Genomic DNA, 20,941 nt, shown 5'->3' on the forward strand with positions numbered 1-20,941 from the left:
CGCAACCCCTCCGCTCAGTGGAAGTCGCGCGATCCGGGCAGGATGCGCACGTCGCGGGGGTGGCGGCGGCGGTTGGGGTTGCTCGGCGAATGTCCCGATCCCGGAGCCGGGTCAGGCGCGATCTGACCGTCCTCGCTGATGTGGCCCAGCATGGGGGTCCAGTCGGTCAGATCCTCGACCACCAGATGGCTGACGCCCTCGGCGCGCTGGACGCGCCCCTTCGCCAGGATCATCCGCGCGCCCATGGCGACGGGGCGCAGGCGTTCGAAGACGTCGGGCCAGACGACCAGATTGGCCACCCCGGTCTCGTCCTCCAGCGTCAGAAAGACCACCCCCTTGGCCGAGCCCGGCCTCTGGCGCACCAGCACCACCCCGCCGACCGCGACCCGCCGCCCCGCCGGGGCCGACTGATAGGCCAGAGCCGTCAGGGCCCCGGCCTGCGTCAGCCGCTCGCGCAGGAAGGACACCGGATGGCCCTTCAGCGACAGGCGGATGGTCTGGTAGTCGCCGACCACCTCCTCGCCGGGGCTCAGTTCGGGCAGGGCCTCGGGCGGACGGCCGTCGGCCTCATTCAGCCCCATGGCCTCGAACAGGGGCGCGCCCGACGCCGGCGGGGCGCCGCGTGCGGCCCACAGTCCCTGCCTGCGCGACAGTTTCAGCGACCCGAAGGCGTCCGCTTCGGCCAGCCTGTCCAGCGCCGTCGGCGGCAGTTTCGCGCGCAGCCGCAGATCCTCTAGATCGGCGAAGGGGGCGATGGCGCGCTCGGCGGCGATCTTCAGGGCCCAGTCCTTCTTGAACCCATCGATGGCGCGCAAGCCGAGGCGAAGGGCGCAGCGACGTCTTGCGGGACGGGACTCAAGGGTCGCATCCCAGTCGCTGGCGTTCACATCGGGATGCCGCACCTCGACCCCGTGCTCGCGTGCATCTCGAACGATCTGCGCCGGGGCGTAGAAGCCCATCGGCTGACTGTTCAGCAGACAGGCCGCGAACACCTCGGGATAGAACCGCTTCACCCAGGCGGAGACATAGACCAGATGGGCGAAAGAACAGGCGTGGCTCTCGGGGAAGCCGTATTCGCCGAACCCCTTGATCTGGTCGAAACAGCGTTGGGCGAAGTCGGGTTCATAGCCGCGCGCGATCATCCGGCCGACCATCATTTCTTCGTACTTCCCGATGGTGCCCATGTGCCGGAAGGTGGCCATGGCCCGGCGCAGGCCATTGGCCTCTTCGCCGGTGAATTCGGCAGCGACCATGGCGATCTTCATGGCCTGTTCCTGAAACAACGGGACGCCCAGTGTCTTTCGCAGGACATTCCTGAGCTCGTCCGGGTCGCCGCCCACAGGTCCGGGCATCTCGAAATCGTAGACCTGCCCCAAAGCCTCGACCGCCCGGCGTTCCGTGCGGCGCTTCAGATACGGATGGACCATCCCACCCTGAATCGGTCCGGGCCGGACAATCGCCACCTGCACCACCAGGTCGTAGAAAACCTTGGGCTGAAGGCGCGGCAGCATGGCCATCTGGGCCCGGCTCTCGACCTGAAAGACGCCGAGAGAATCCGCCTTCTGGAGCATGGCGTAGACGCCCCGTCTTTCCCTCGGCACGGCAGCGGTATCAAGCAGGCGGCGGCCATAGGTCGTCTGGATCATGGCGAAGGCCCGCTTCATCGCGGTCAGCATGCCCAGAGCCAGAACATCGACCTTCATCAGCTTGAGAAAATCGATGTCGTCCTTGTTCCATTCGATGAAGGTCCGATCGGCCATGGCCGCATTCCCGACAGGCACGATCTCGACCAGCGGGGTCTGACTGAGCACGAAGCCGCCGACGTGCTGGGACAGATGGCGGGGAAACTCGATCAGCTCGGCGGTCAGTTCGAGCGCCATCCGGAAGCGGGGATCGTCCCGATCCAGACCCGTCTGATCGACGTGCTCGTCCTTGACCGATGAGCCGTAGGAGCCCCAGACCGTGTCAGCCAGCCGCGCCGTCACATCTTCGGTCAGGCCTAGCGCCTTACCCACGTCCCGGATCGCTGAGCGGGGGCGATAGTGGATGATGGTCGCCACAATGCCCGCCCGGTCGCGGCCGTACCGGTCATAGACGTACTGCATCACCTCCTCGCGCCGCTCGTGCTCGAAGTCGACATCGATGTCCGGCGGCTCTGAGCGTTCCGAGGAGATGAAGCGCTCGATCAAAAGGTCCTGATCGAGTGGGTTCACATTGGTGATCTTCAGACAGAAGCAGACCACGGAGTTGGCGGCAGACCCCCGCCCCTGACACAGGATCTCTCGCGGCTCCTCGCGCGCCCACGCGACGATGTCGTGCACAGTCAGGAAGTAATTCGGATAATTCAGCGTCTCGATCAGTGCGAGTTCCTTGCGGATGGTCGCCTGAATTCGCTCAGGAACCCCTTCCGGCCAGCGTTCGTCAGCACCCTTCCACACACGGTTCTCAAGCCAGGCCTGCGCCGTCCAACCCTTTGGCACCGGCTCATCGGGGTACTGGTAGCTGAGCTCACGCAGGGAGAATTTGCACGCGGCGACCACCTCCATGGTCCGCTCCAGCGCCGCCTCATGCCCCCTGAACAGCCTTGCCATGGCGGCCGGGCCGCGCAGGTGGCGTTCGGCGTTGGCCTGGAGCCGGACGCCGGCGGCGTCGATGGTGGTCCCCTCGCGGATACAGGTCAGGACGTCCTGCAGGGGGCGGCGATCGGGGCGATGATAGAGAACGGCATTGGTGGCGATCAGGGGGGCGCCGGTGCGCTCGGCCATAGCCGCCAGCCGGTTCAGCCGCGCCCGGTCGTCGCCGCGCCACAGGGGCTGGGCCGCAAGATACAGGGTGTCCGGCCAGCGTGTGCGCCAGTCCTTCAGCCGCGCCTCGAAGGCGGTGTCCGGGACGATGGGCGCGACGGCGAGCGCGATCATCCCCTCCCCGAAAGTGACCGCCTGATCAAAGGTCAGCCGGGTCTCGCCCTTGGTGGTGCGGTCGACGGGATCAGGATCCGGCGCGGGATCGGTGGCTTCCGGGCGGGCCTCACCGCCGGGGAAGTCGACCACGTTCGAGGCCGGCGCATCATCTTCCGCTGCCGCCGGAGCATCGAGGATCTCGCTCTTGCCCAGCGTCAGCAGGCGGCACAGGCGGCCATAGGCGGCGCGGTCGCGCGGGAAGACGATCAGCTCCGTCCCGTCGAGAAAGCCCAACCGGCAACCGACCACCAGCCTCAGATCCTGCTTTTCCGCCTCCATCAGGGCGCGCACCATCCCGGCCAGCGTATTTCTGTCGGCGACGCCGACGGCGGCGAGGCCCAGCGCCTTGGCCTGCATCATCTGCTCGCCCGGATGCGACGCCCCCTCCAGAAAGCTGAAGTTGGTCATGACGCCGAGCTCGGCGTAGTCGCCGGACAAGCCTTTCGAGGGCGCGCTCACGGGAACATTCCGTGCATCCACCAGGACGGCGATCGCTCGTCGTCCGCGCCGGTGTATTCGCGGCCATAGAGACCTTCCCGGAACAGCCAGTAACGCAGGCCCTGCTCGTCCTCGACCCGGTAATAGTCGCGGGTGCGGGCTTCGCGATCACCGGGCGGCGGCCGCCACCATTCGGGCGACAGGCGTTCGGGACCGTCGGCGCGGGCGACGCGGCGCGCCAGACGCCGCCAGGTGAAAAGTGCCGGCGCCCCGTCGGGCAGTTCGGCGATGGCCTCGACCGGCTCGGGCGGGTCGAGCAGCAGGAGGGGGCGATGCCGCGGATCGGCGTCAGCGACCTCGGCGTCCGGACGCACCGTCTTTTTCAGTCCAAGCGCGGGTCGCCAGCGCTCGGCGCGTTCGGGCAGCCATGAGCCCTGCGGCTCCGCGACCCGCACCGCCCCCTCGCCCAGCCGGGCCGATAGCCGGTCAATCAGGGCGGTCAGACTTTCGGCGTGACGCGCCGCCGCCTCGTCCTCCAGCGAGACCTGATGCGCCTTCAACGGTTCGGTCAGGTCGGCCGAGAGCATCAGGGCGTCGACGCCGAAGCCGAGATCCAGCCGCTCAACCCCACGCTCGCGGAACAGCCGCATCCAGATCGGGACGTCGCGCCCCGGCAGGCCCGACTTGATGGTCAGGGACGTCGTCCGGCCGTCGGTGCGGAAGCCGGTCAGGGTCAGAATCCGGGCGCCCTGCCCCTCCTTTTCGAGGGCGGCGGCGAGGTCGGCGGCGAGTTCAGGCAGCCGACCCTCGACCCCGGCGATATCGCACAGGGGTTCGGCATGCGCCTCCCACGCCCGGTATTTCGGCGGCGGGCGCGTCGGGATCAGGGCCTCGGCGGCCAGACCCAGGGCCTGATCCAGCCGCTGGACCAGGCCGACCCCCGCCCCGTCGCGGAAGCGGCGGGCGAGGCCGGCGCGCGGCATGTCATAGAGGTCGCCGATGCGTTTCAGCCCGAACCGCCGCGCCTGCCTGAGAGCTCCCGCCTCGATGCGCAGGGCTTCTACGGGCAGGGGCGCAAGGGCCGCCTTCGTCGAACCCTCAAGAACCACCGCCTGCTCACGCCCCCAGCGGGCCAGACCCCAGGCGGCGCCGGGGGTCGGGGCCAGGGCGAGACGGGCGCGGGCCCCCGCCTCGGCCAGCCGCGCCTCCATTCCGGCCAGAAGCGCCGCCTCACCGCCGAACAGATGACCCGCTCCGGTGACGTCGAGGAACAGGCCCTCCATCCCCTCCTGCACGCTGTCGACGACCACCGCCGGCGACCAGCGCTCGGCCCAGACGGCCAGTCGTTCCAGCGCCGCGCGGTCGGCGGCGAGATCGGCGGGACGACAGATCAGGGACGGCAGGACGGCGCGGGCGTCGGCCTGGGTCTGGCCCGCCGACAGGCCCGCGGCCCGCGCCGCCGCGTTCAGGGCATGGATGACCGCGCCCCGCGCCGTGCGGGCGATCAGGGCGAAGGGCGGCCCATCGTGGGTTCCAGCGGGTTGCTCAGGCGGCGAGACCCGTCCGGCCCCGTTCGCCCAGACCGTCACCGGCCAGTCGATCAGCCAGACGGAGACGATGCGTCTCATCATCCTGCTCCAGTTTCCAGACACCCGGCCGTTCGGACCGGCTTCGGGTCAGTTCGACGGCGAGGGAAAAGCCGCCCGGGGCCCGGAGGTCGTCCGGGTTGGCCGCACTCTTCAGGGTTGTGACCCGCCAACGACGACGTGCGGCGCTGAGCCCGCCCTCGGTCTGCCTGAGAAGAACGCCGACCGCCGCCCCGTCACGGGCCGCGAACTCCAGCCGCCGGGTCTGGGCCAGGGATGCCGCCTCGACCGTGGCCAGGACCGCCGAAACCGCACCGGACCTCAGGGCCTGCTCCATGATCCACAACAGCTCGCCCTCGGTCCGGCCCTCCGTCAGGATCAGACCCGTCCCTCGCCCATCCAGCCCCGCACCGCGGAAACCGGGGCCGTAGGGCCGTCCCTGCTCGACCGACCATCGTCGGCATGACGCCAGAAGCACCGGCCGCGCATCGGTCGGCGGAAGGCGAGACAGGGCGAAGGCGAAGGCCCCGGCCATGTCCCTGCTTGCGACCGCACACACCTCTTCCAGTCCCTCGGCGAGCGCAGGCCAGGCGGAGAGGACCGGAAGGATTTGCAGGGGCGGGGAAATGGACATCGGACGGGCTGAACCTCAATGTTCATTATTTGTTCCGGCCGCTCCAGAGTCAAATCCCGAATCGTTTCGCGTGAGAGAGAAACGGTTGTGCAATCTATAGTTGTTATAAAACGTCTCTTGCGGTGGCCCGGCGCATGCAGCGTGGAAACGCCGACACCCCCGCCGTCCCGCATCGGGAAGGATCCGTCCAATGAGCCTGCGCCCTTTCGAACCCGACGACTATCCCGCCGTCAACGCCCTGCACCATGACGTATGGTGGCCGGAGCGTTCCGCGGCCGGCTGGAACTGGCTCGCCGCCAATCCGGCCCGGCTGGACATCGGGGCTGCGTCGGGCTGGGTCGTCCCGGGACGGGACGGCCAGGCCGCCGCCTTCATGGGCAACCTGATCCAACGGGTGTGGAAGGACGACCGGCGGCGGCACGTCGCGACCGGCTTTTCCGTCATCGTGCCCCCGGCCGTGCGCGGCCAGAGCCGCCCCCTGATCCGGGCCGTTCTCGACCAGCCGAACATCGCCGCCGGCTGTACGCTGAACGCCAATCCGAAATCGGCGCCCCTCTACGCCCGCCACGGCATGCGCGCCTGGCCGGCGCGGATCAGCAGCCTGAAACTGTCCTGGATCGTCGATCCGGTCGACTGTCTGCGCGGCCGGCTGCTGCGCGAGGCGGTGAAGCGGGCGCCGCATCTGGCCGACCCTTACCGAGAACGCTTTCTGCGCTCGGACCATGCCTTGGGCCGGGTTCGCCCGCCCCGGTTTCCGTCTCTGGTCTCGGCCCTGACCGACCTATCGGACAGCTCACCCTATGACGATTTCTGGCGCGCGCTGAGGGCCGAGGGCCGGGCTGTCGCGGACCGTAGCCCGGAAGTCCTGCGCTGGCGCATCGCCGATCCGGACCAGACCGAGCCGCCGTTGCTGCTGGCCTATACTCGCGACGGCGCCGTGACCGGCTATGCGATGGCCATCCTGGCCAAGGCGACGCCGATCGACCCGGTGTTTCTGGAGATCCTCGACCTGGTCGCGCTCGAGGACGAGCCCCACGCCATCCCGGCTCTGATGCGCGCCCTGATGGATCAGGCGCGGATCCGCGGCGCGGCCAAGGTGCGGCTCCAGGTCGTCAATGAGGAGTTGAAGCGTCGTCTGGGGGCCTGGGCCCTCGGCGCGCGACAAGAGGGCGGCTGGGGCCACGGCCACATCCGTTTCCGCGGCGACGCCGGGTCCGGCGATCTCGCCACATGGTCCCCGACCCCCTTCGACGGCGACCATGGCTTCTGTCAGCGCCCGGCCCCGCGTCGCGGCGCGCGGCGGGCGGCGGGCGCCGATCTGCGCCTTTAGGGGCGGGCCTTCAGTTCGTCGCGGATTTCGGTCAGCAGCAGTTCAGTCGGCGTCGGGGCCGCAGGAGCGTCCGGGGTCGGATCGGCCGCGTTCTGGCGGCGCAGCTGGTTGATGCCCTTGACCAGCATGAAGACGACGAAGGCCACGATGGCGAACTGGATCACCGTGTTCAGGAAGGCCCCGTACTGGATCGAGACCTTTTCGATCTCCACGGTCGCCGGGTTTTCGGGCCGCAGGACCCACTCCAGCTTGGAGAAGTCGATGCCGCCGGTGATCAGGCCGATGGGCGGCATGACCACCTGATCGACCAGGCTCTTGACGATGGAGTTGAAGGCCGCGCCGATGATCACACCGACCGCGAGGTCGACGACATTGCCCTTGATGGCGAACTCGCGAAATTCGGAAACCAGGCTCATCGGTCTGTCCTTGTCAGTCAGCAAAAATCAGCCGCCAGAGCGGTTGCTGAAGACAATGGAAACCGTTTTGCCTGCGTTTTCAACCCGCAGGCAGCAGGATCAGGCGTCGCCCGAGGCGTTGAGCCGCTCGCGCAGCTCCTTGCCGCTCTTGAAGAAGGGCACCGACTTGGCCGGCACGTCGACGGTCTCGCCTGTGCGCGGATTGCGGCCGGCGCGGGCCGGTCGCGAGCGCACGGAGAAGGCGCCGAACCCGCGCAGCTCCACGCGGCCGCCTTCAGCCATGGCTTCGGTCATCCGACCCAGCACGACATTGACCACCCGCTCGACCTCAGCATGAGTGAGGTGGGTGTTCTCGGCCGCCAGCTTCTCGATCAACTCTGACTTGATCATCCGTTTTCAAGGCCCCCGCCCTGTCTTGTTTTGCCCTTCCAGAGGCGTTTGAGCCGTCAGATACGCGACAGCGGGTTCCACACTAACCCTCGCGTGGCTGGTGAAAAAGCCCTCATGAGCAAAAGGGGTCGGCAAAGATCATTAATTGTACGCAATCAGACACTGGCCATTGATGCTTGATCGGCAAAGAAAAAGGCGGCCGGATCGCTCCGACCGCCTCCATTCTTTCAACCAGAAGGACTGAACTCAGTCCTTGCCGGCCTTCTCGCGCAGGGCCGCGCCGAGGATGTCGCCGAGCGAGGCGCCCGAGTCCGAGGACCCGAACTGCTCGATGGCTTCCTTCTCGTCGGCCATTTCCAGCGCCTTGATCGACACCGAGACGCGGCGCGAGGCCTTGTCGATGGCGGTGATCTGGGCGTCGACGCGGTCGCCGACGGCGAAGCGTTCCGGACGTTGCTCGTTGCGGTCGCGGCTCAGGTCCGACTTGCGCACGAAGCTGGTGACCGGAGCGTCGTCTTCACCGAACTTGACCTCGATGCCGCCCGACTCGATCGCCGTGACGGTGACGGTGACGGTCTGACCCTTCTTGTAGGTGTCGCCTTCGCCGACCGGATCGCCGCCGAGCTGCTTGATGCCCAGCGAGACACGTTCCTTCTCGACGTCGACGTCCAGGACCTTGGCCTTGACCATCTCGCCCTTGCGGTAGCGCTGGATGGCTTCTTCACCCGAGACCGACCAGTCGAGGTCGGACAGGTGCACCATGCCGTCGATGTCGTTGTCCAGGCCGATGAACAGGCCGAACTCGGTGGCGTTCTTGACTTCGCCCTCGACGGTCGAACCGATCGGGTGCGAGGCCACGAAGGCGTCCCACGGGTTGTCCTGGGCCTGCTTCAGGCCCAGCGAGATGCGGCGCTTGGAGGCGTCGACGTCCAGGACGACCACGTCGACTTCCTGCGAGGTCGAGACGATCTTGCCGGGGTGGACGTTCTTCTTGGTCCAGGACATTTCCGAGACGTGCACCAGGCCTTCAACGCCGGCTTCCAGCTCCACGAAGGCGCCGTAGTCAGTGATGTTGGTGATGCGGCCCGTGTACTTGGCGCCGACCGGGTACTTGGCTTCCACGCCGTCCCAGGGGTCCGACTGCAGTTGCTTCATGCCCAGCGAGATGCGTTGGGTGTCCGGGTTGATCTTGACGATCTGGACCTTGACGGTGTCGCCGACGGCGAGGACCTGCGAGGGGTGCGAGACGCGCTTCCACGACATGTCGGTGACGTGCAGCAGGCCGTCGATGCCGCCCAGGTCCACGAACGCGCCGTAGTCGGTGATGTTCTTGACGACGCCGTCGCGGACTTCACCCTCTTGCAGCTGGCCGACCAGCTCGGTGCGCTGTTCGGCGCGGGCTTCTTCCAGGATGGCGCGACGCGAAACGACGATGTTACCGCGCGGGCGGTCCATCTTCAGGATCTGGAACGGCTGTTCCTTGCCCATCAGCGGGCCGACGTCGCGGACCGGGCGGATGTCGACCTGCGAGCCCGGCAGGAAGGCCGAGGCGCCGCCCAGGTCGACGGTGAAGCCGCCCTTGACGCGGCCGACGATGGCACCGTTGACCGGCACGCCTTCGGCGAAGACGACTTCCAGACGGGTCCAGGCTTCTTCGCGGCGAGCCTTGTCGCGGCTGATGACGGCTTCACCCAGGGCGTTCTCGACGCGCTCGAGGTAGACTTCGACGTCGTCGCCGACCTTCGGGATCACGGCGCCTTCGCCGATGCCGAATTCACGGGCCGGGATACGACCTTCGGTCTTCAGACCGACGTCGATGATGATGATGTCCTTTTCGACGCCGACGACGCGGCCGTGAACGACCTGGCCTTCGCCGAGGTCGCGGCCCTGCAGTTGTTCGTCGAGCAGCGCGGCGAAATCGTCGCGCGAGGGGTTGTGGGTGTCAGACATGAAGCTCTGATGTTTCCGAATGGGTTATGGCGCGTGACCGGACGGCCCCGCGCGAGGTGGAACAGAAGTTGGGAAGTCGGTCTGGGACACGAGGTCTTCTTCAAGACCAGAGCGCCCGCGGAAGCCGAGGATGGAGCGTTGGATTTGTCCGTTAGGGCCGATGGCCTAACGGGCGCGCGCCGCCTCGACGATACGGCGGGCCGCATCGAAGGCGGTCTCTATATCCATATCGGTCGTATCCAGCAAGACCGCGTCCTCCGCCTGGACCATGGGGGCGGCGCCCCGGCCGGCGTCACGCTCGTCGCGCCGGACGATATCGGCCAGCATTTCGTCGAAACCGATGGCGTCGCCGCGCGCGGTCAGCTGTTTCCAGCGGCGGGTGGCGCGGGTGTGAGGCGTGGCGGTGACGAACAGCTTGGCCGTCGCGTCCGGAGCGATGACCGTGCCGATGTCGCGCCCGTCCAGCACCGCACCGCCCGGCTGGCGCGCGAAGGTCTGCTGGAGATCGAGAAGCGCGGCGCGCACGCCCGGATGGCCGGCGACACGGCTGGCGGCCTCTCCGGCCTCGCCCGTGGTCAGGCGCGGATTGTCGGAAAGGCCCGAAACCTCCAGTGAGCGGGCGGCGGTCTCGGCGGCGGCGGCATCATCCAGCGAGCCGCCGGCATCCAGCACCTTCAGCCCCACGGCGCGGTACAGCAGGCCGGTGTCGAGATGCGGCAGACCGTATTCGGCGGCCAGGCGCGCGGCGACCGTCCCCTTGCCCGAGGCGGCGGGTCCGTCGACGGCGATGATCAGGGAGGGCGTGGTCACCGTTAACCGATAGACCCGCCGAGGCCGTTCATCAAATCGACGAAGCCGGGAAAGCTGGTGGCGATCATGTCAGGTTCGTCCACGGTCACGGGCGCGGCGGCGGCGAGGCCGAGGACCAGATGGCTCATGGCGATACGGTGATCGTGGGCCGTGTGGACGGTCGCGGCTCCGGGAACGGGACCACCGGTCACGAGGAAGCCCTCGGGCTCCTCCTCGACCGCGACGCCGCAGGCGCGCAGGCCATCGACCATCAGCTTGATGCGGTCGCTTTCCTTGACCCGCATCTCGCCGACGCCGCGCATGACGGTGACGCCCTCGGCGAAGGCGGCGGTGGCGGCCAGGATCGGATATTCGTCGATCATGGAGGCGGCGCGCTCTTCCGGCACGACCACGCCCTTGAGCGCCGAATGGCGGGCGGTGATGTCGCCGACCTCTTCACCACCGCTTTCACGACGGTTGGCGATGGTCAGGTCCGCGCCCATCTCGATCCAGGTGTCGAACAGGCCGGTGCGCAGCGGATTGAGCATGACGCCCTCGACCGTCACCGACGATCCCGGAACGATCAGCCCCGCCGCCAGCGGGAAGGCCGCCGAGGACGGATCGCCGGGCACGGCGACCGCTGTCCCGGTCAGGGGCTGGCCGCCCTTGAGACGAATGATCCAGCCCTCGCCGGCCTCTTCGACCTCCACCACAGCCCCGAAGGCGCGCAGCATCCGTTCGGTGTGGTCACGGCTCTTTTCCGGCTCGGTGACCGAGGTGACGCCCTCGGCGTTCAGCCCGGCCAGAAGAATGGCCGACTTGACCTGGGCGGAGGCGACGGTCTGGACATGGTCGATGGCCGTCAGAGAGCCGCCGGTCAGGGTGGCGGGCAGCAGACCGGCCTTGCCGCTCCAGTCGAAGGTCGCGCCCATGCGGCTCAGATGGTCGGTGACCCGGCCCATGGGACGGCCGCGCAGGGAGGCGTCGCCGTCGAAGGTCGCGGTGATCGGATAGCCCGCGGCGGCGCCCATGAGCAGGCGCACGCCCGTGCCGGCGTTACCGCAGTCGATGACAGAGGCGGGACTTTCGAAGCCGCCCTTGCCCGTCACGCGCCATTTGCCGCCCCCCAGACGCTCAACCGTCGCGCCGAAGGCCTCGGCTGCGCGGGCGGTGGCCAGGACGTCGTCGCCTTCCAGCAAACCCTCGACCTCGGTGACGCCGGTCGCCATGGCGCCCAGGATCATCGACCGGTGGGACATGGACTTGTCGCCGGGCGCGCGCACCGTTCCGGTCAGGGCCGAGCCGGGCTTCGAGGTCAGATGAGAGACGGAAGACACCCGCTTGGGCTCCGGAATGAAGACAAATGGAGGGGGCGGGGCCCCGATCGCAGCCGCATCGCAGCCGCCGGGACCAAAGAGGGCTTTTGACAGCGAGCCCCCACAGTGGCAAGGGACGCGACCGAAATCCCCACACCCAATCAAAGGCTCCCCTCACGTGGCCGATCCCCAACTTGGCGCCAAGCAGGTCTGTCCGAACTGCCAGGCCAAATTCTACGACCTGAACCGTCGCCCCGCCCACTGCCCGAAGTGCGACACCGAATTCGATCCGGAAGAAGCGATCAAGCTGCGCAGCCGTCGCGGCCGTCCGGGCGGCTATGCCGCTGACGACGCCGAGGATCAGGTCGACGAGAAGAAGGTCTCGGACGACGAGGATGAGGAAGAAGACACCGCAACCCCGGAAATCGACGAGGAAGGCCACGAGCCGATCCTGACGCCCGATGACGAGGATGATGTGGTCACCGATCCGTCGGAAGAAGCCGGCATGGGCTCCACCGACGGCGACGACGACGTCCTGGCCGACGACGATGACGACTCCGTTCCCTTCATCGAGGACGAAGACGACGACGCCTTCGACGAAGACATCGCCAAGGGCGGTGACGATGACGATCTCTGATCGAACAACGGACTCCGGAAGTCGCCGAACGGCGGACTTCCGGAACATCCGGAGGCGGTGAAAATAAATCCGGAATCGGGGTTGATCGGAAAATCACCCTGACATACTAACGCCGCCTCGCCGGGGACCACAGGGAACCGGACGACACCGACCGAAGGCGCAAAACCTTCGGATTGGGGCTTTAGCTCAGCTGGTAGAGCGCTTGCATGGCATGCAAGAGGTCAGCGGTTCGACTCCGCTAAGCTCCACCAAATTCCTGGGGGCCGACAGCATCGCTGTCGGCCCCCTTTGCTTTTCGGGAATGATCTAGACCGGCCGCCCGCGATCGAGCGTCAGCACGGTCTCGGCCAGGGCCGCGACATCGCGGTCGTCGTGGGAGACCACGATCATCGGCGTCTTCACCGTGTCGCGCAGTTTGATCAGATAGGGGATCAGGGCCTGACGCCGACCATCGTCCAGACCCGCGAAAGGCTCGTCCAGCAGCAGCAGGCGCGGACGGGGCAGCAGGGCCCGGGCGATGGCGACGCGGCGCATCTCCCCGCCGGACAGGCCCGCGGGGCGACGATGCTCGAACCCCTCCAGATCGACCAGCTTCAGGGCCTCGCCGACCGACATGGGGTTCCTGGCCCAGCGCGCGCCGAAGGCGACATTGCCCCCGACCGACAGATGCGGGAACAGCCGCCCGTCCTGGAAGACATAGCCGAGGCCGCGCTGATGGGCCGGAGGGGCCAGTCCCATGGCCGTGTCCACCAGCGTCCGGTCGTCGACCGTCAGCCGCACCTCCTCGCTTGGAATCAGCCCGGCCAGCCCCTGCAACAGGGTGGTCTTGCCCGCTCCCGAGGGACCGACCAGCGCCACAGCCTTGCCCGAAGCCTCGAAGGCCGCGTCGAGATCGAAGTCGCCGCGCCGGGCCCGCACCCAGAAGGACAGGCTCATGCGCCCCTCCGGGCCAGGGCGCGGCGGTTGATCCATTCGGCGATCACGAGCGCGCCCACGGAGACCAGCACCGACAGCAGGGCCAGCCGCAGGGCCGCCTCTTCGCCGTCGGCGCGCTGCAGCACCGAATAGATGGCGACCGGCAGGGTCTGGGTCTCGCCGGGGATGGAGCCCGCGAAGGTGACGGTGGCCCCGAACTCACCGAAGGCCCGGGCAAAGCCCAGCACCGCCCCCGCGACCAATCCCGGCAGAGCCAAAGGCAGAGTGACCCGCCAGAGGACCTGCAGGGGCGGTGCGCCCAGTGTGGCGGCCGCCTGTTCCAGCCGCGCATCGACGGCCTCCAGCGACAGCCTCAGGGGCCGCACGACCAGCGGCAGGGCCATGACCCCGGCCGCGAGCGCAGCGCCAGTCCAGTGGAAGGCCAGGGTCACGCCGAAAACCTCATGCAGCCACCCTCCGACGGGACCACGCACGCCGAAAATGATCAGCAGGACCAGACCCGTCACGACCGGCGGCAGGACCAGAGGCAGGTTGACCAGGGCCTCCAATAGCCATTTGCCGGGGAACCGCCCCCGGGCCAGCAGCAGGGCCAGCCCCAGGGACACGGGAATGACGCCCACCAGCGAAGCCGCCGCCACCTTCAGCGACAGCCACAGGGCCTCGGCCTCGAACGGACTTAAGGGTGCGAACAGCGGACGGCTCCCATGACCGGCTTCGTCATTTCCAGGCCTGCCCGGACAGGGGCTCAAAGCCATGACGGCGAAAGACCGCGCCCGCCTCCGGCGTCTGCAGCCAGCGCAGGAAGGATCGGGACGCCTCCGGAACGTTCGGGAGCATGGCGGCCGGATAGACGATGACCGGCTGTTCCGCGGCGGGCGGTTCCAGCACCACCCGGGCGCCGGCGAAGTCCGTGACGTCGCTACGGTAGACGATGCCCAGCTGGGCCTCGCCCCGGGCCACGAAGCCGCGCACGGCCCGGACATCGGCGGCGGTGACGATGGACGACTGCAGGCCGTTCCAGTCACCGCGCGTCTGCAACCATTCCCGGGCATAGGCGCCGGCAGGGACGCTCTCGGGATCGCCGATGACCAGCTTTCCGCCCGTGCGCTTCAGCCAGACGAGCGGATCGCCCTCGACCTGTGTGCCGGGCGCCGCGATCAGGACCAGCCGGTTCCCCAGAAGGCGGGCCAGGCTTCCGGCGTCGATACGGTGCAGCCGGTCCAGCCGCGCCATGGACTCTTCATCGGCGAGGATCACCATGTCGGCAGGCGCTCCGGCCTCGACCTGCCGCGCGATCTGGCCGCTGGCGGCGAAAGACAGGCGGACGTCCTGCCCGGTCTTCTTGCGCCAGATCTCGCCCAGTTCGGTCAGGGCATCGGTCAGGGAGGCGGCGGCGAATACCGTGACCGGCGCCACCGTGTCCTGCGGGCCGGGCGAACAGGCGGCTGCGCCCGCCGCCAGCAGGGCGATCAGGGCGGAGCGGCGCGAGATCGGGCTCATGGATGATGCGCCGCTGCGGCGGGCAATCGCACCACCTCGACCGAGGTCACCTGACGCACAGATCGTGCGGGCCGGACATCGCCCTCGGCGACCAGCCGGAACGGCCCGTCCCCCGCGGCCAGGGGCGCCCCATCGACCGTGTCGGCCAGGATGATCCGGTTCGGCCGCGTCCCGGGATCCAGTTCGGCCAGGCCAAACACGACCGCATAGCCGTCGGTGGCCCGCACCACGACCGCCTGGGCCAGGGCCGGTCCGCGCAGGTCTGGACCCGTCTCCGCCCCCGTCGCCTTCAACACATCGATCAGCAGCGGCCCTTCAAAGACGTGGGCCTCGCCATGGATCGTCAGCGGAACCGGGACCCGGGGCAGGGCGGCAATAGCCGGCGCTTCCAGCGTCCGGACCACGCCGTCGGCTCCGGTCAGGCTGATGGACTGGGCGGCCGCCGGTCCCGCGAGCGCAAGGCAGGCGGCGATGAGCGCGAGGATCGGGGCGCGTTGGGACAGAGGCGGCATCTAGACTCCGGGGCGCAGGATTTCGACGACCGCGCCGAGCGGCGCCGCGGGGGCGAACGGGGGACGGCGGACCAGAACATCGGCCTGCGCCATGACCGAGACGAGCGAGGAATCCTGATTGGGGAAAGGCGTCACCCGCCGCGCGCCGTCCCGTCCCGTCTCGATCCGGGCGCGCATATAGTGGTCGCGCGGGCCGTTCGACGGCAGGGGCTCTGCGAGGATGGCGGTTTCGAACCCCGTCTCGTCCGCTCCGCCCTGCAACGCCGACAGCAGGGGGCTGAGGAAAAGTTCGGCGCAGACGAGCGCGGAGGCCGGATTGCCCGGCAGACCCAGCACTGGCCGGCCGTCGGGCAGGAGGGCGAACCAGACCGGCTTGCCCGGCCGCATGGCGCAGCCCTCGACATAAAGCTCGGCCCCCATCGACCGCAGCGCCGGCTTGACCCGGTCATGATCGCCGACCGAGGCGCCGCCGATGGTGACCAGAAGGTCAAAGGTCACGCTGCCGATCAGGGACAGGATGTCCGCCTCGTCGTCGCGGGCGGGCCTCAGCGCCTTGGGCACGCCGCCCTGCCGCGTCACGAAGGCGGCGAGCGCCGGAGCGCCCGCATTATAGATCTGATGCGCGCCGGCGGCCCGGCCCGGCTCCACCAGTTCGTCGCCATTGGGCAGGATGGCGACCCGCGGCCGCCCCCCGCACACCAGCCGGGCCCAGCCGGCCGAGGCCGCCAGCGCCAGCCGCCAGGGATTGAGCCTCAGTCCCGCCTCCAGCAGGACCTGTCCCTCGCGGAAGTCGCCGCCGCACGGACGAACATAGCTTGCCGGACCGCGCCCGGCTTCCAGCACCACGGCGTCGCCGTCCCGCCGCGCCTGCTCCTGGACCACCACATAGTCGGCCCCCGCCGGCAGGGGCGCCCCGGTGAAGATCCGCGCCGCCTCTCCCGGTCCGATCGCCAGATCGCCCTCTCCCCCCGCCGCGCTCTCGCCGACGATGCGCAAGCGTGCCCCGCGTGCGACATCCGCGACCCGCACTGCCCAGCCGTCCATCGCTGAGGCGTCGAACGGCGGCTGGTGTCGCAGCGCCCTTACAGGCTCGGCCAGCCGACGCCCGTCCGCCTCGCCGAGCGGCACGGAGGTCGATCCCAGCGGCTTCACCGCCGCCAGCATGGCCGCCCGCGCTTCCTCCACGGTCGGCAGGCTCATGCGCGGGTCCAGTCGCCCGAGGCGCCGCCCGACTTGGCGACCAGAGCCACCTGTTCGATGACCATGCCGCGATCCGCCGCCTTGAGCATGTCGTAGAGGGTCAGAAGGGCGACGCTCGTCGCCGTCAGGGCCTCCATCTCCACCCCGGTCTGGCCCTTGGTCCGCACGGTCGCCGTGACCTCCAGACCGGCCTCGTCCAGCGTCGGTTCGACCGACACCTTGACCGAGGTCAGCATCAGGAGATGACACATCGGGATCAGGTCACTGGTCCGCTTGGCCGCCATGACCCCGGCGATCTCGGCGACCGCCCGCACATCGCCCTTCCTGCCGCCTCCCGACAAGGCCAGGGAGAGGGTCTCCGGCGCCATGACGATCCGTCCGCGCGCCGTCGCCTCGCGCGTCGTGTCGGCCTTGCCGGAGACATCGACCATCCGGGCGCGGCCGTCGGCGTCGATATGGGTCAGTCGGGACGGTTCGTCCGGCATCATCGCTCCAGCAGCCGGGGCATCAGTTCGACCATGTTGCAGGGCCGGTGGCGGCTGTCGAGCTGCCAGCGGATGACCTTGTCCCAGCCGTCGCGCACCGCCCCGTTCGAGCCGGGCAGGCAGAAGACGAAGACCCCGTCGATGATCCCCGCCGTGGCCCGCGACTGCAGGGTCGACAGGCCGACCGTGTGGTAGCTGACCTGATGGAAGATCACCGAGAAGCCGTCGATCGTCTTGTCGAACAGCGGCTCCAGCGCCTCTGGCGTAACGTCCCGCCCGGTCAGTCCGGTGCCGCCGGTGGTGATGATTACGTCGGCCGCCCCGGCTGAGATCCATGCCTTCACCTGCGTCCTGATGGCCCCAATGTCATCGGGGACGATGCCCCGCGCGGCGCAGACATGCCCCGCCTCGACGATCCGGTCGGCGAGAATTCGGCCCGAGGTATCGCTCTCCTCGTCGCGAGTGTCCGATACGGTCAGGACGGCGATCCGCACCGGCGTCAGCGGGACGTCCAGAAGCTTGCCGGCCGGAGCGGGAAGGATGTCGGTCATAGGGTCTCCCAGCGGGCGAGATCGGCGTGGTCCTGATCGCGCGGCTCGATCCAGCGCGCGCCGTCGGGCCCCTCTTCCTTCTTCCAGAAAGGGGCGCGGGTCTTGAACTGGTCCATCAGGAAATCGACAGCCAGCAAGGCCGCACGGCGACGTTCGGCCGCGACGGCGACGAAGACGATGGGCTCCCCCACCGCGATCGGCCCCCAGCGGTGGACGGCGAGGACATCCTGAACCTCGAACCGGTCGCGCGCCTCGGCCTCGATCCCTTCCATCACCGTCTCGGTGAAGCCGGGATAGGCATCCAGCACCAGCCGCTCGATCCCGGCATCCGCACGGGTCAGGCCGGTGAAGCTGGCCACGGCCCCGGTCGCCTGACGCCCGTGCGAAAAGGCGTCGAGCAGCTCGCCCGGCGAAAGGGGCCCGGTCTGAATGCGGATCATCTCAGCCCCCGCTGACCGGCGGCCCGAAGGCGATCTCGTCCGAGGCCGTCAGCGGCAAGTCATCGCCGCGCTCGCTCCGGTGCAGCATCAGGGCGTTCTTGATCACCAGGGTCGTCGGGTGATCCAGCCGGTCGGACAGGCCGGGATGATCCTCGACCAGCTTCGTCTTCAGCGCGCCCAGGGTCGGGACGTCGACGATGTTCTCGCTCCAGCCGGCCAGGTCGCGGAAGACGCCGAACAGTTTCACCGTCGCCATTTCAGCCTCCCGTCATCGACATGGGCCGCGCCACGGCCGGAGCGGCGCCCGGCCGGTCGATGTGGAAATCATGCCCCTGCGGCTTGCCGAGGATGGCTGCCCGAATGGCCGCATGCAGAGGCGCGTCGTCGTCGGGATGGTCACGCAGCACCGGCCGCAGCGCCACGCCTTCCTCGCGCCCCAGACACAGGACCAGATCGCCCGTGCAGGTCACCCGCACCCGGTTGCAAGCCTCGCAGAAGGTGTGGGTCATCGGGGTGATGAAACCGAGCACGCCACCCGTCTCCTCGACCCGCACATAGCGGGCCGGGCCCGCCGTGCGCCGGGCCAGAGGCGTCAGGGTCCAGCGCGCCTCGAAGTCCGCGCGCACCTCGGACAGGGGCAGATACTGATCCATGCGGTCGGCCTCGATCTCGCCCAGCGGCATGGTCTCGATCAGGGTCAGTCCCATGCCGCGCCCATGCGCCCAGCGCGCCATCCCGGCGAGCTCGCCGGCGTTGTCGCCCTTCAGGGCCACAGTGTTGATCTTGATCTCCAGTCCCGCGCCCTGAGCTGCGTCCAGCCCCGCCATGACCCGCGCCAGATCCCCGCCCCGGGTGATCCGCCGATAGAGGTCGGGGTCGAGCGTATCCAGAGACACATTGATCCGCCGCACGCCGCAGGCCGCCAGATCGTCCGCGTGTTCGACCAGCCGCGTCCCGTTGGTGGTCAGGGTCAGCTCTTCCAGCCGCCCGCTCGCCAGATGGCGCGACAGGGACCGGACCAGATCCATGAACCCCTTACGCACCAGAGGCTCCCCGCCGGTCAGCCGCAGCCGCCGCGTCCCCAGATTGATGAAGCCGGTGCAGAGCCGGTCCAGCTCCTCCAGCGTCAGCAGATCCCGGCGCGGCAGGAAGGTCTGCCGCTCGGCCATGCAATAGACGCAGCGCAGGTCGCACCGGTCGGTCACCGAGACCCGTAGATAGTCGATCCGCCGGCCGAAGGGATCGATCAGAGCCGGCCGGGCGGACGTCGCTGCCATGGCGGCGGACGGGACGGACTGGAACAGAACCGTCATGCCGATCGCCCTCCCCCTCTCATGATCCGAACCTTTCGCACCGAATGCGTCCGACATCGCATTTCCGGCCCTCGCATGAAACCTCAAGCCTTGTGAGTGTGGGCCTGCGCTCTGACGGGTTCGTTGAAAGGCCGCCCGAGGTTTCATCTTCCGCTCACGCTCGCAGAACGGTTGTTCCCGGGAACCATCTTGTTCTCGTCGAGCGCGCGCCCCGTCCTCAACGGTTGCCCGGTGGCGCGGGACACGGCAGAGAGGAGCCATGCCAAACCAGCCCCCCGTCGATCCTGCCACCCTGGACAGACGATCCTCACGGGCGGATGACCTGATCCAGGCGTTTCTGGAGCAGATGGCGGTCTCGGGGATTGCAGGCGCGACCGCACGGGCCGTCGCCGCACGCGCCGGAACCTCGGCCTCCGCCATCCACTATCACTTCCATTCCCTTGAACAGTTGTACGGCGCCGCCCAGCAGCGCGCGATCGGCGAGACCCGTGTCTGGCTGCGCGAGCGGCTGGCGGAGGCCGCCGCGGGCGCGCCCTGGACCCCGGCGGGGTTTCCGGCCTTCGCGACGGCGGTGATCGACGACTGGTGCGCCCGCAAGCGCGTCCTGGCCCAGGCCGAGGCCTGCGACACCGTCGCCCTGGCCTGGTGGACCTCCGGGACGGCGGCCCAATGGATGGGCCTTTGGGAGACTTTCTGGGCGACCGCCCTGTCGCGCTTCTCCCTCTCCGCCGATCTGTCGCCCGTCGCCGCGGCCGTCCTGCAGTCCGAGCGTTTCGGGCATCTGGTCCGCTGGCGGACGCTGCATGACCGCGCGGGGCTCGAGGAAGTCTGCACCCGTCTGACCGCCCGCCTCTCGGGCGACCCGGAGCTTCTGGCCCGCCCCGCGCCCTGGCGAGACGCCGCCGAGGCCCTGTCGCAGCGAAAGACCGTCTTTCCGCCCCTGACGGGAGCGGCGGCGCGCATCGCCGGGGCGGTGGTGTCTGCGGTGGATGTGGCTGGAGAAGGCGCCCTGACCCACCGCGCGGCCGCGCTCGAGGCCGGCCTCAGCCTGGGAGCGGTGACCCACCACTTCCCCACCCGCGCCGCGCTGATGACGGCAGGCTACGCCTCGGTCTATGAGGGCATCCTCGGCAGCGCCGAGCGTTGGGGCGCCATGACGGCCCGGCACGACGACCTCGACCGGCACATCCTGTCCTTTCTGGAGATGGGCAGTGCGGCGCCCGGAGTGCGGGCCTTCGAGACCTTCTTCTTCGCGGCCACCCGGGATCCGGCCCTGGCCGATTTCGCCGCCCGGGTCCGCTACAGCCGGGGCGCCACGACGTTGAGCTATCTCGGGCCGGTCGCGCCGCAGCTGACCCGTATGGACGCGCTGCTGCTCTCGCACTGGATCACCGGGGCGGCGCGGCGGATCCTCGCTGACCCGGAAGGGGCCCCTGAAGTGCGGCAGGCCATCCCGGTCTTCGCCCCGGCGCTGTTTCCACGCGCCTGACCCTCCCGGGCGTCCCGGTTCCGGGCGCGTCCGGTTTCCGCGGTGAGAGGTTTAAACGCAAAACGCCCT

At 68.9% G+C, this 20,941-nt stretch carries 21 protein-coding genes and 1 tRNA gene; 4 read left to right on the plus strand and 18 right to left on the minus strand.

All coding sequences use genetic code 11. The annotated features are described in order from the left end of the window. Positions 1–14: 14 nt before the first annotated feature. The 3 genes from AC07U0_RS09395 to AC07U0_RS09405 are packed head-to-tail and all read right to left on the minus strand — an operon-like array spanning position 15 to position 5,519. Positions 15–3,419 carry an error-prone DNA polymerase gene (locus tag AC07U0_RS09395; protein WP_494719756.1) on the minus strand — a complete coding sequence of 1,135 codons (3,405 nt, stop codon included), beginning with the start codon at positions 3,417–3,419 and terminating at the stop codon, positions 15–17. Further along, a complete protein-coding gene (locus AC07U0_RS09400) occupies positions 3,416–5,029 on the minus strand; it encodes a Y-family DNA polymerase (protein WP_494719757.1) in 1,614 nt (537 codons plus the stop codon). Before AC07U0_RS09400 ends, AC07U0_RS09395 begins: the two co-directional genes overlap by 4 nt. Then, positions 4,944–5,519 (minus strand): ImuA family protein, encoded by a 576-nt coding sequence (locus AC07U0_RS09405; protein ID WP_494719758.1) that lies wholly within the window; start codon positions 5,517–5,519, stop codon positions 4,944–4,946. The genes AC07U0_RS09400 and AC07U0_RS09405 overlap by 86 nt, the downstream gene beginning before the upstream one ends. Positions 5,520–5,808: 289 nt before the next feature. Here AC07U0_RS09405 and AC07U0_RS09410 point away from each other — a divergent pair, with 289 nt between their 5' ends. After that, a complete protein-coding gene (locus tag AC07U0_RS09410) occupies positions 5,809–6,948 on the plus strand; it encodes a GNAT family N-acetyltransferase (protein WP_494719759.1) in 1,140 nt (379 codons plus the stop codon). Here AC07U0_RS09410 and mscL read toward each other — a convergent pair. From mscL to aroA, 5 genes are all read right to left on the minus strand, one after another. After that, complete coding sequence (gene mscL / locus AC07U0_RS09415) at positions 6,945–7,364, minus strand: large-conductance mechanosensitive channel protein MscL (protein ID WP_494719760.1); 420 nt, start codon at positions 7,362–7,364, stop codon at positions 6,945–6,947. The genes AC07U0_RS09410 and mscL overlap by 4 nt on opposite strands. Positions 7,365–7,463: 99 nt before the next feature. Then, the gene (locus tag AC07U0_RS09420) at positions 7,464–7,754 is read right to left on the minus strand and encodes an integration host factor subunit beta (protein WP_492034294.1); all 291 of its coding nucleotides are present in this window, start codon (positions 7,752–7,754) and stop codon (positions 7,464–7,466) included. Between the two features lie 246 nt (positions 7,755–8,000). Then, positions 8,001–9,704: a 30S ribosomal protein S1 gene (gene rpsA / locus AC07U0_RS09425; protein ID WP_494719761.1), complete on the minus strand. Its 1,704-nt coding sequence runs from the start codon at positions 9,702–9,704 to the stop codon at positions 8,001–8,003. Positions 9,705–9,869: 165 nt separating this feature from the next. Then, positions 9,870–10,514, minus strand: coding sequence for a (d)CMP kinase (cmk, locus tag AC07U0_RS09430; RefSeq protein ID WP_494719762.1), 645 nt, complete (start codon positions 10,512–10,514; stop codon positions 9,870–9,872). A gap of 2 nt (positions 10,515–10,516) precedes the next feature. Next, positions 10,517–11,830: a 3-phosphoshikimate 1-carboxyvinyltransferase gene (gene aroA, locus AC07U0_RS09435; protein WP_494719763.1), complete on the minus strand. Its 1,314-nt coding sequence runs from the start codon at positions 11,828–11,830 to the stop codon at positions 10,517–10,519. A gap of 157 nt (positions 11,831–11,987) precedes the next feature. Between aroA and AC07U0_RS09440 the strand changes: the two genes are divergently transcribed. Both AC07U0_RS09440 and AC07U0_RS09445 read left to right on the plus strand, forming a co-directional pair. Then, the gene (locus AC07U0_RS09440) at positions 11,988–12,446 is read left to right on the plus strand and encodes a TIGR02300 family protein (RefSeq protein ID WP_494719764.1); all 459 of its coding nucleotides are present in this window, start codon (positions 11,988–11,990) and stop codon (positions 12,444–12,446) included. Between the two features lie 175 nt (positions 12,447–12,621). Further along, positions 12,622–12,697, plus strand: a tRNA-Ala gene (locus AC07U0_RS09445). A gap of 55 nt (positions 12,698–12,752) precedes the next feature. Here the strand turns inward: AC07U0_RS09445 and AC07U0_RS09450 are convergent. The 10 genes from AC07U0_RS09450 to moaA are packed head-to-tail and all read right to left on the minus strand — an operon-like array spanning position 12,753 to position 19,383. After that, positions 12,753–13,382: an ATP-binding cassette domain-containing protein gene (locus tag AC07U0_RS09450; RefSeq protein WP_494719765.1), complete on the minus strand. Its 630-nt coding sequence runs from the start codon at positions 13,380–13,382 to the stop codon at positions 12,753–12,755. After that, on the minus strand, positions 13,379–14,137 hold the full coding sequence (gene modB / locus AC07U0_RS09455; protein WP_494719766.1) for a molybdate ABC transporter permease subunit: 759 nt from the start codon (positions 14,135–14,137) through the stop codon (positions 13,379–13,381). The genes AC07U0_RS09450 and modB overlap by 4 nt, the downstream gene beginning before the upstream one ends. Next, positions 14,100–14,882 (minus strand): molybdate ABC transporter substrate-binding protein, encoded by a 783-nt coding sequence (gene modA, locus AC07U0_RS09460; protein ID WP_494719767.1) that lies wholly within the window; start codon positions 14,880–14,882, stop codon positions 14,100–14,102. The genes modB and modA overlap by 38 nt, the downstream gene beginning before the upstream one ends. After that, positions 14,879–15,394, minus strand: a complete 516-nt coding sequence (locus AC07U0_RS09465; protein WP_494719768.1) for a molybdopterin-binding oxidoreductase — start codon at positions 15,392–15,394, stop codon at positions 14,879–14,881. The genes modA and AC07U0_RS09465 overlap by 4 nt, the downstream gene beginning before the upstream one ends. Further along, entirely contained in the window at positions 15,395–16,594 is a 1,200-nt protein-coding gene (locus AC07U0_RS09470) for a molybdopterin molybdotransferase MoeA (protein ID WP_494719769.1), read from the minus strand. After that, the gene (moaC, locus tag AC07U0_RS09475) at positions 16,591–17,079 is read right to left on the minus strand and encodes a cyclic pyranopterin monophosphate synthase MoaC (RefSeq protein ID WP_494719770.1); all 489 of its coding nucleotides are present in this window, start codon (positions 17,077–17,079) and stop codon (positions 16,591–16,593) included. The genes AC07U0_RS09470 and moaC overlap by 4 nt, the downstream gene beginning before the upstream one ends. After that, the gene (gene moaB, locus AC07U0_RS09480) at positions 17,079–17,630 is read right to left on the minus strand and encodes a molybdenum cofactor biosynthesis protein B (protein WP_494719771.1); all 552 of its coding nucleotides are present in this window, start codon (positions 17,628–17,630) and stop codon (positions 17,079–17,081) included. The genes moaC and moaB overlap by 1 nt, the downstream gene beginning before the upstream one ends. After that, positions 17,627–18,070 (minus strand): molybdenum cofactor biosynthesis protein MoaE, encoded by a 444-nt coding sequence (locus AC07U0_RS09485; RefSeq protein ID WP_494719772.1) that lies wholly within the window; start codon positions 18,068–18,070, stop codon positions 17,627–17,629. The genes moaB and AC07U0_RS09485 overlap by 4 nt, the downstream gene beginning before the upstream one ends. A 1-nt stretch (position 18,071) precedes the next feature. Continuing rightward, positions 18,072–18,326: a MoaD/ThiS family protein gene (locus AC07U0_RS09490; protein WP_494719773.1), complete on the minus strand. Its 255-nt coding sequence runs from the start codon at positions 18,324–18,326 to the stop codon at positions 18,072–18,074. Between the two features lies 1 nt (position 18,327). Beyond that, entirely contained in the window at positions 18,328–19,383 is a 1,056-nt protein-coding gene (gene moaA / locus AC07U0_RS09495; protein WP_494719774.1) for a GTP 3',8-cyclase MoaA, read from the minus strand. Positions 19,384–19,642: 259 nt separating this feature from the next. On the opposite strand from moaA, the gene AC07U0_RS09500 reads away from it, so the two are divergent. Beyond that, positions 19,643–20,872, plus strand: a complete 1,230-nt coding sequence (locus AC07U0_RS09500) for a TetR/AcrR family transcriptional regulator (protein ID WP_494719775.1) — start codon at positions 19,643–19,645, stop codon at positions 20,870–20,872. Positions 20,873–20,941 lie beyond the last annotated feature (69 nt).

It is taken from the genome of Brevundimonas sp. GW821-FHT02A10, assembly GCF_059422025.1.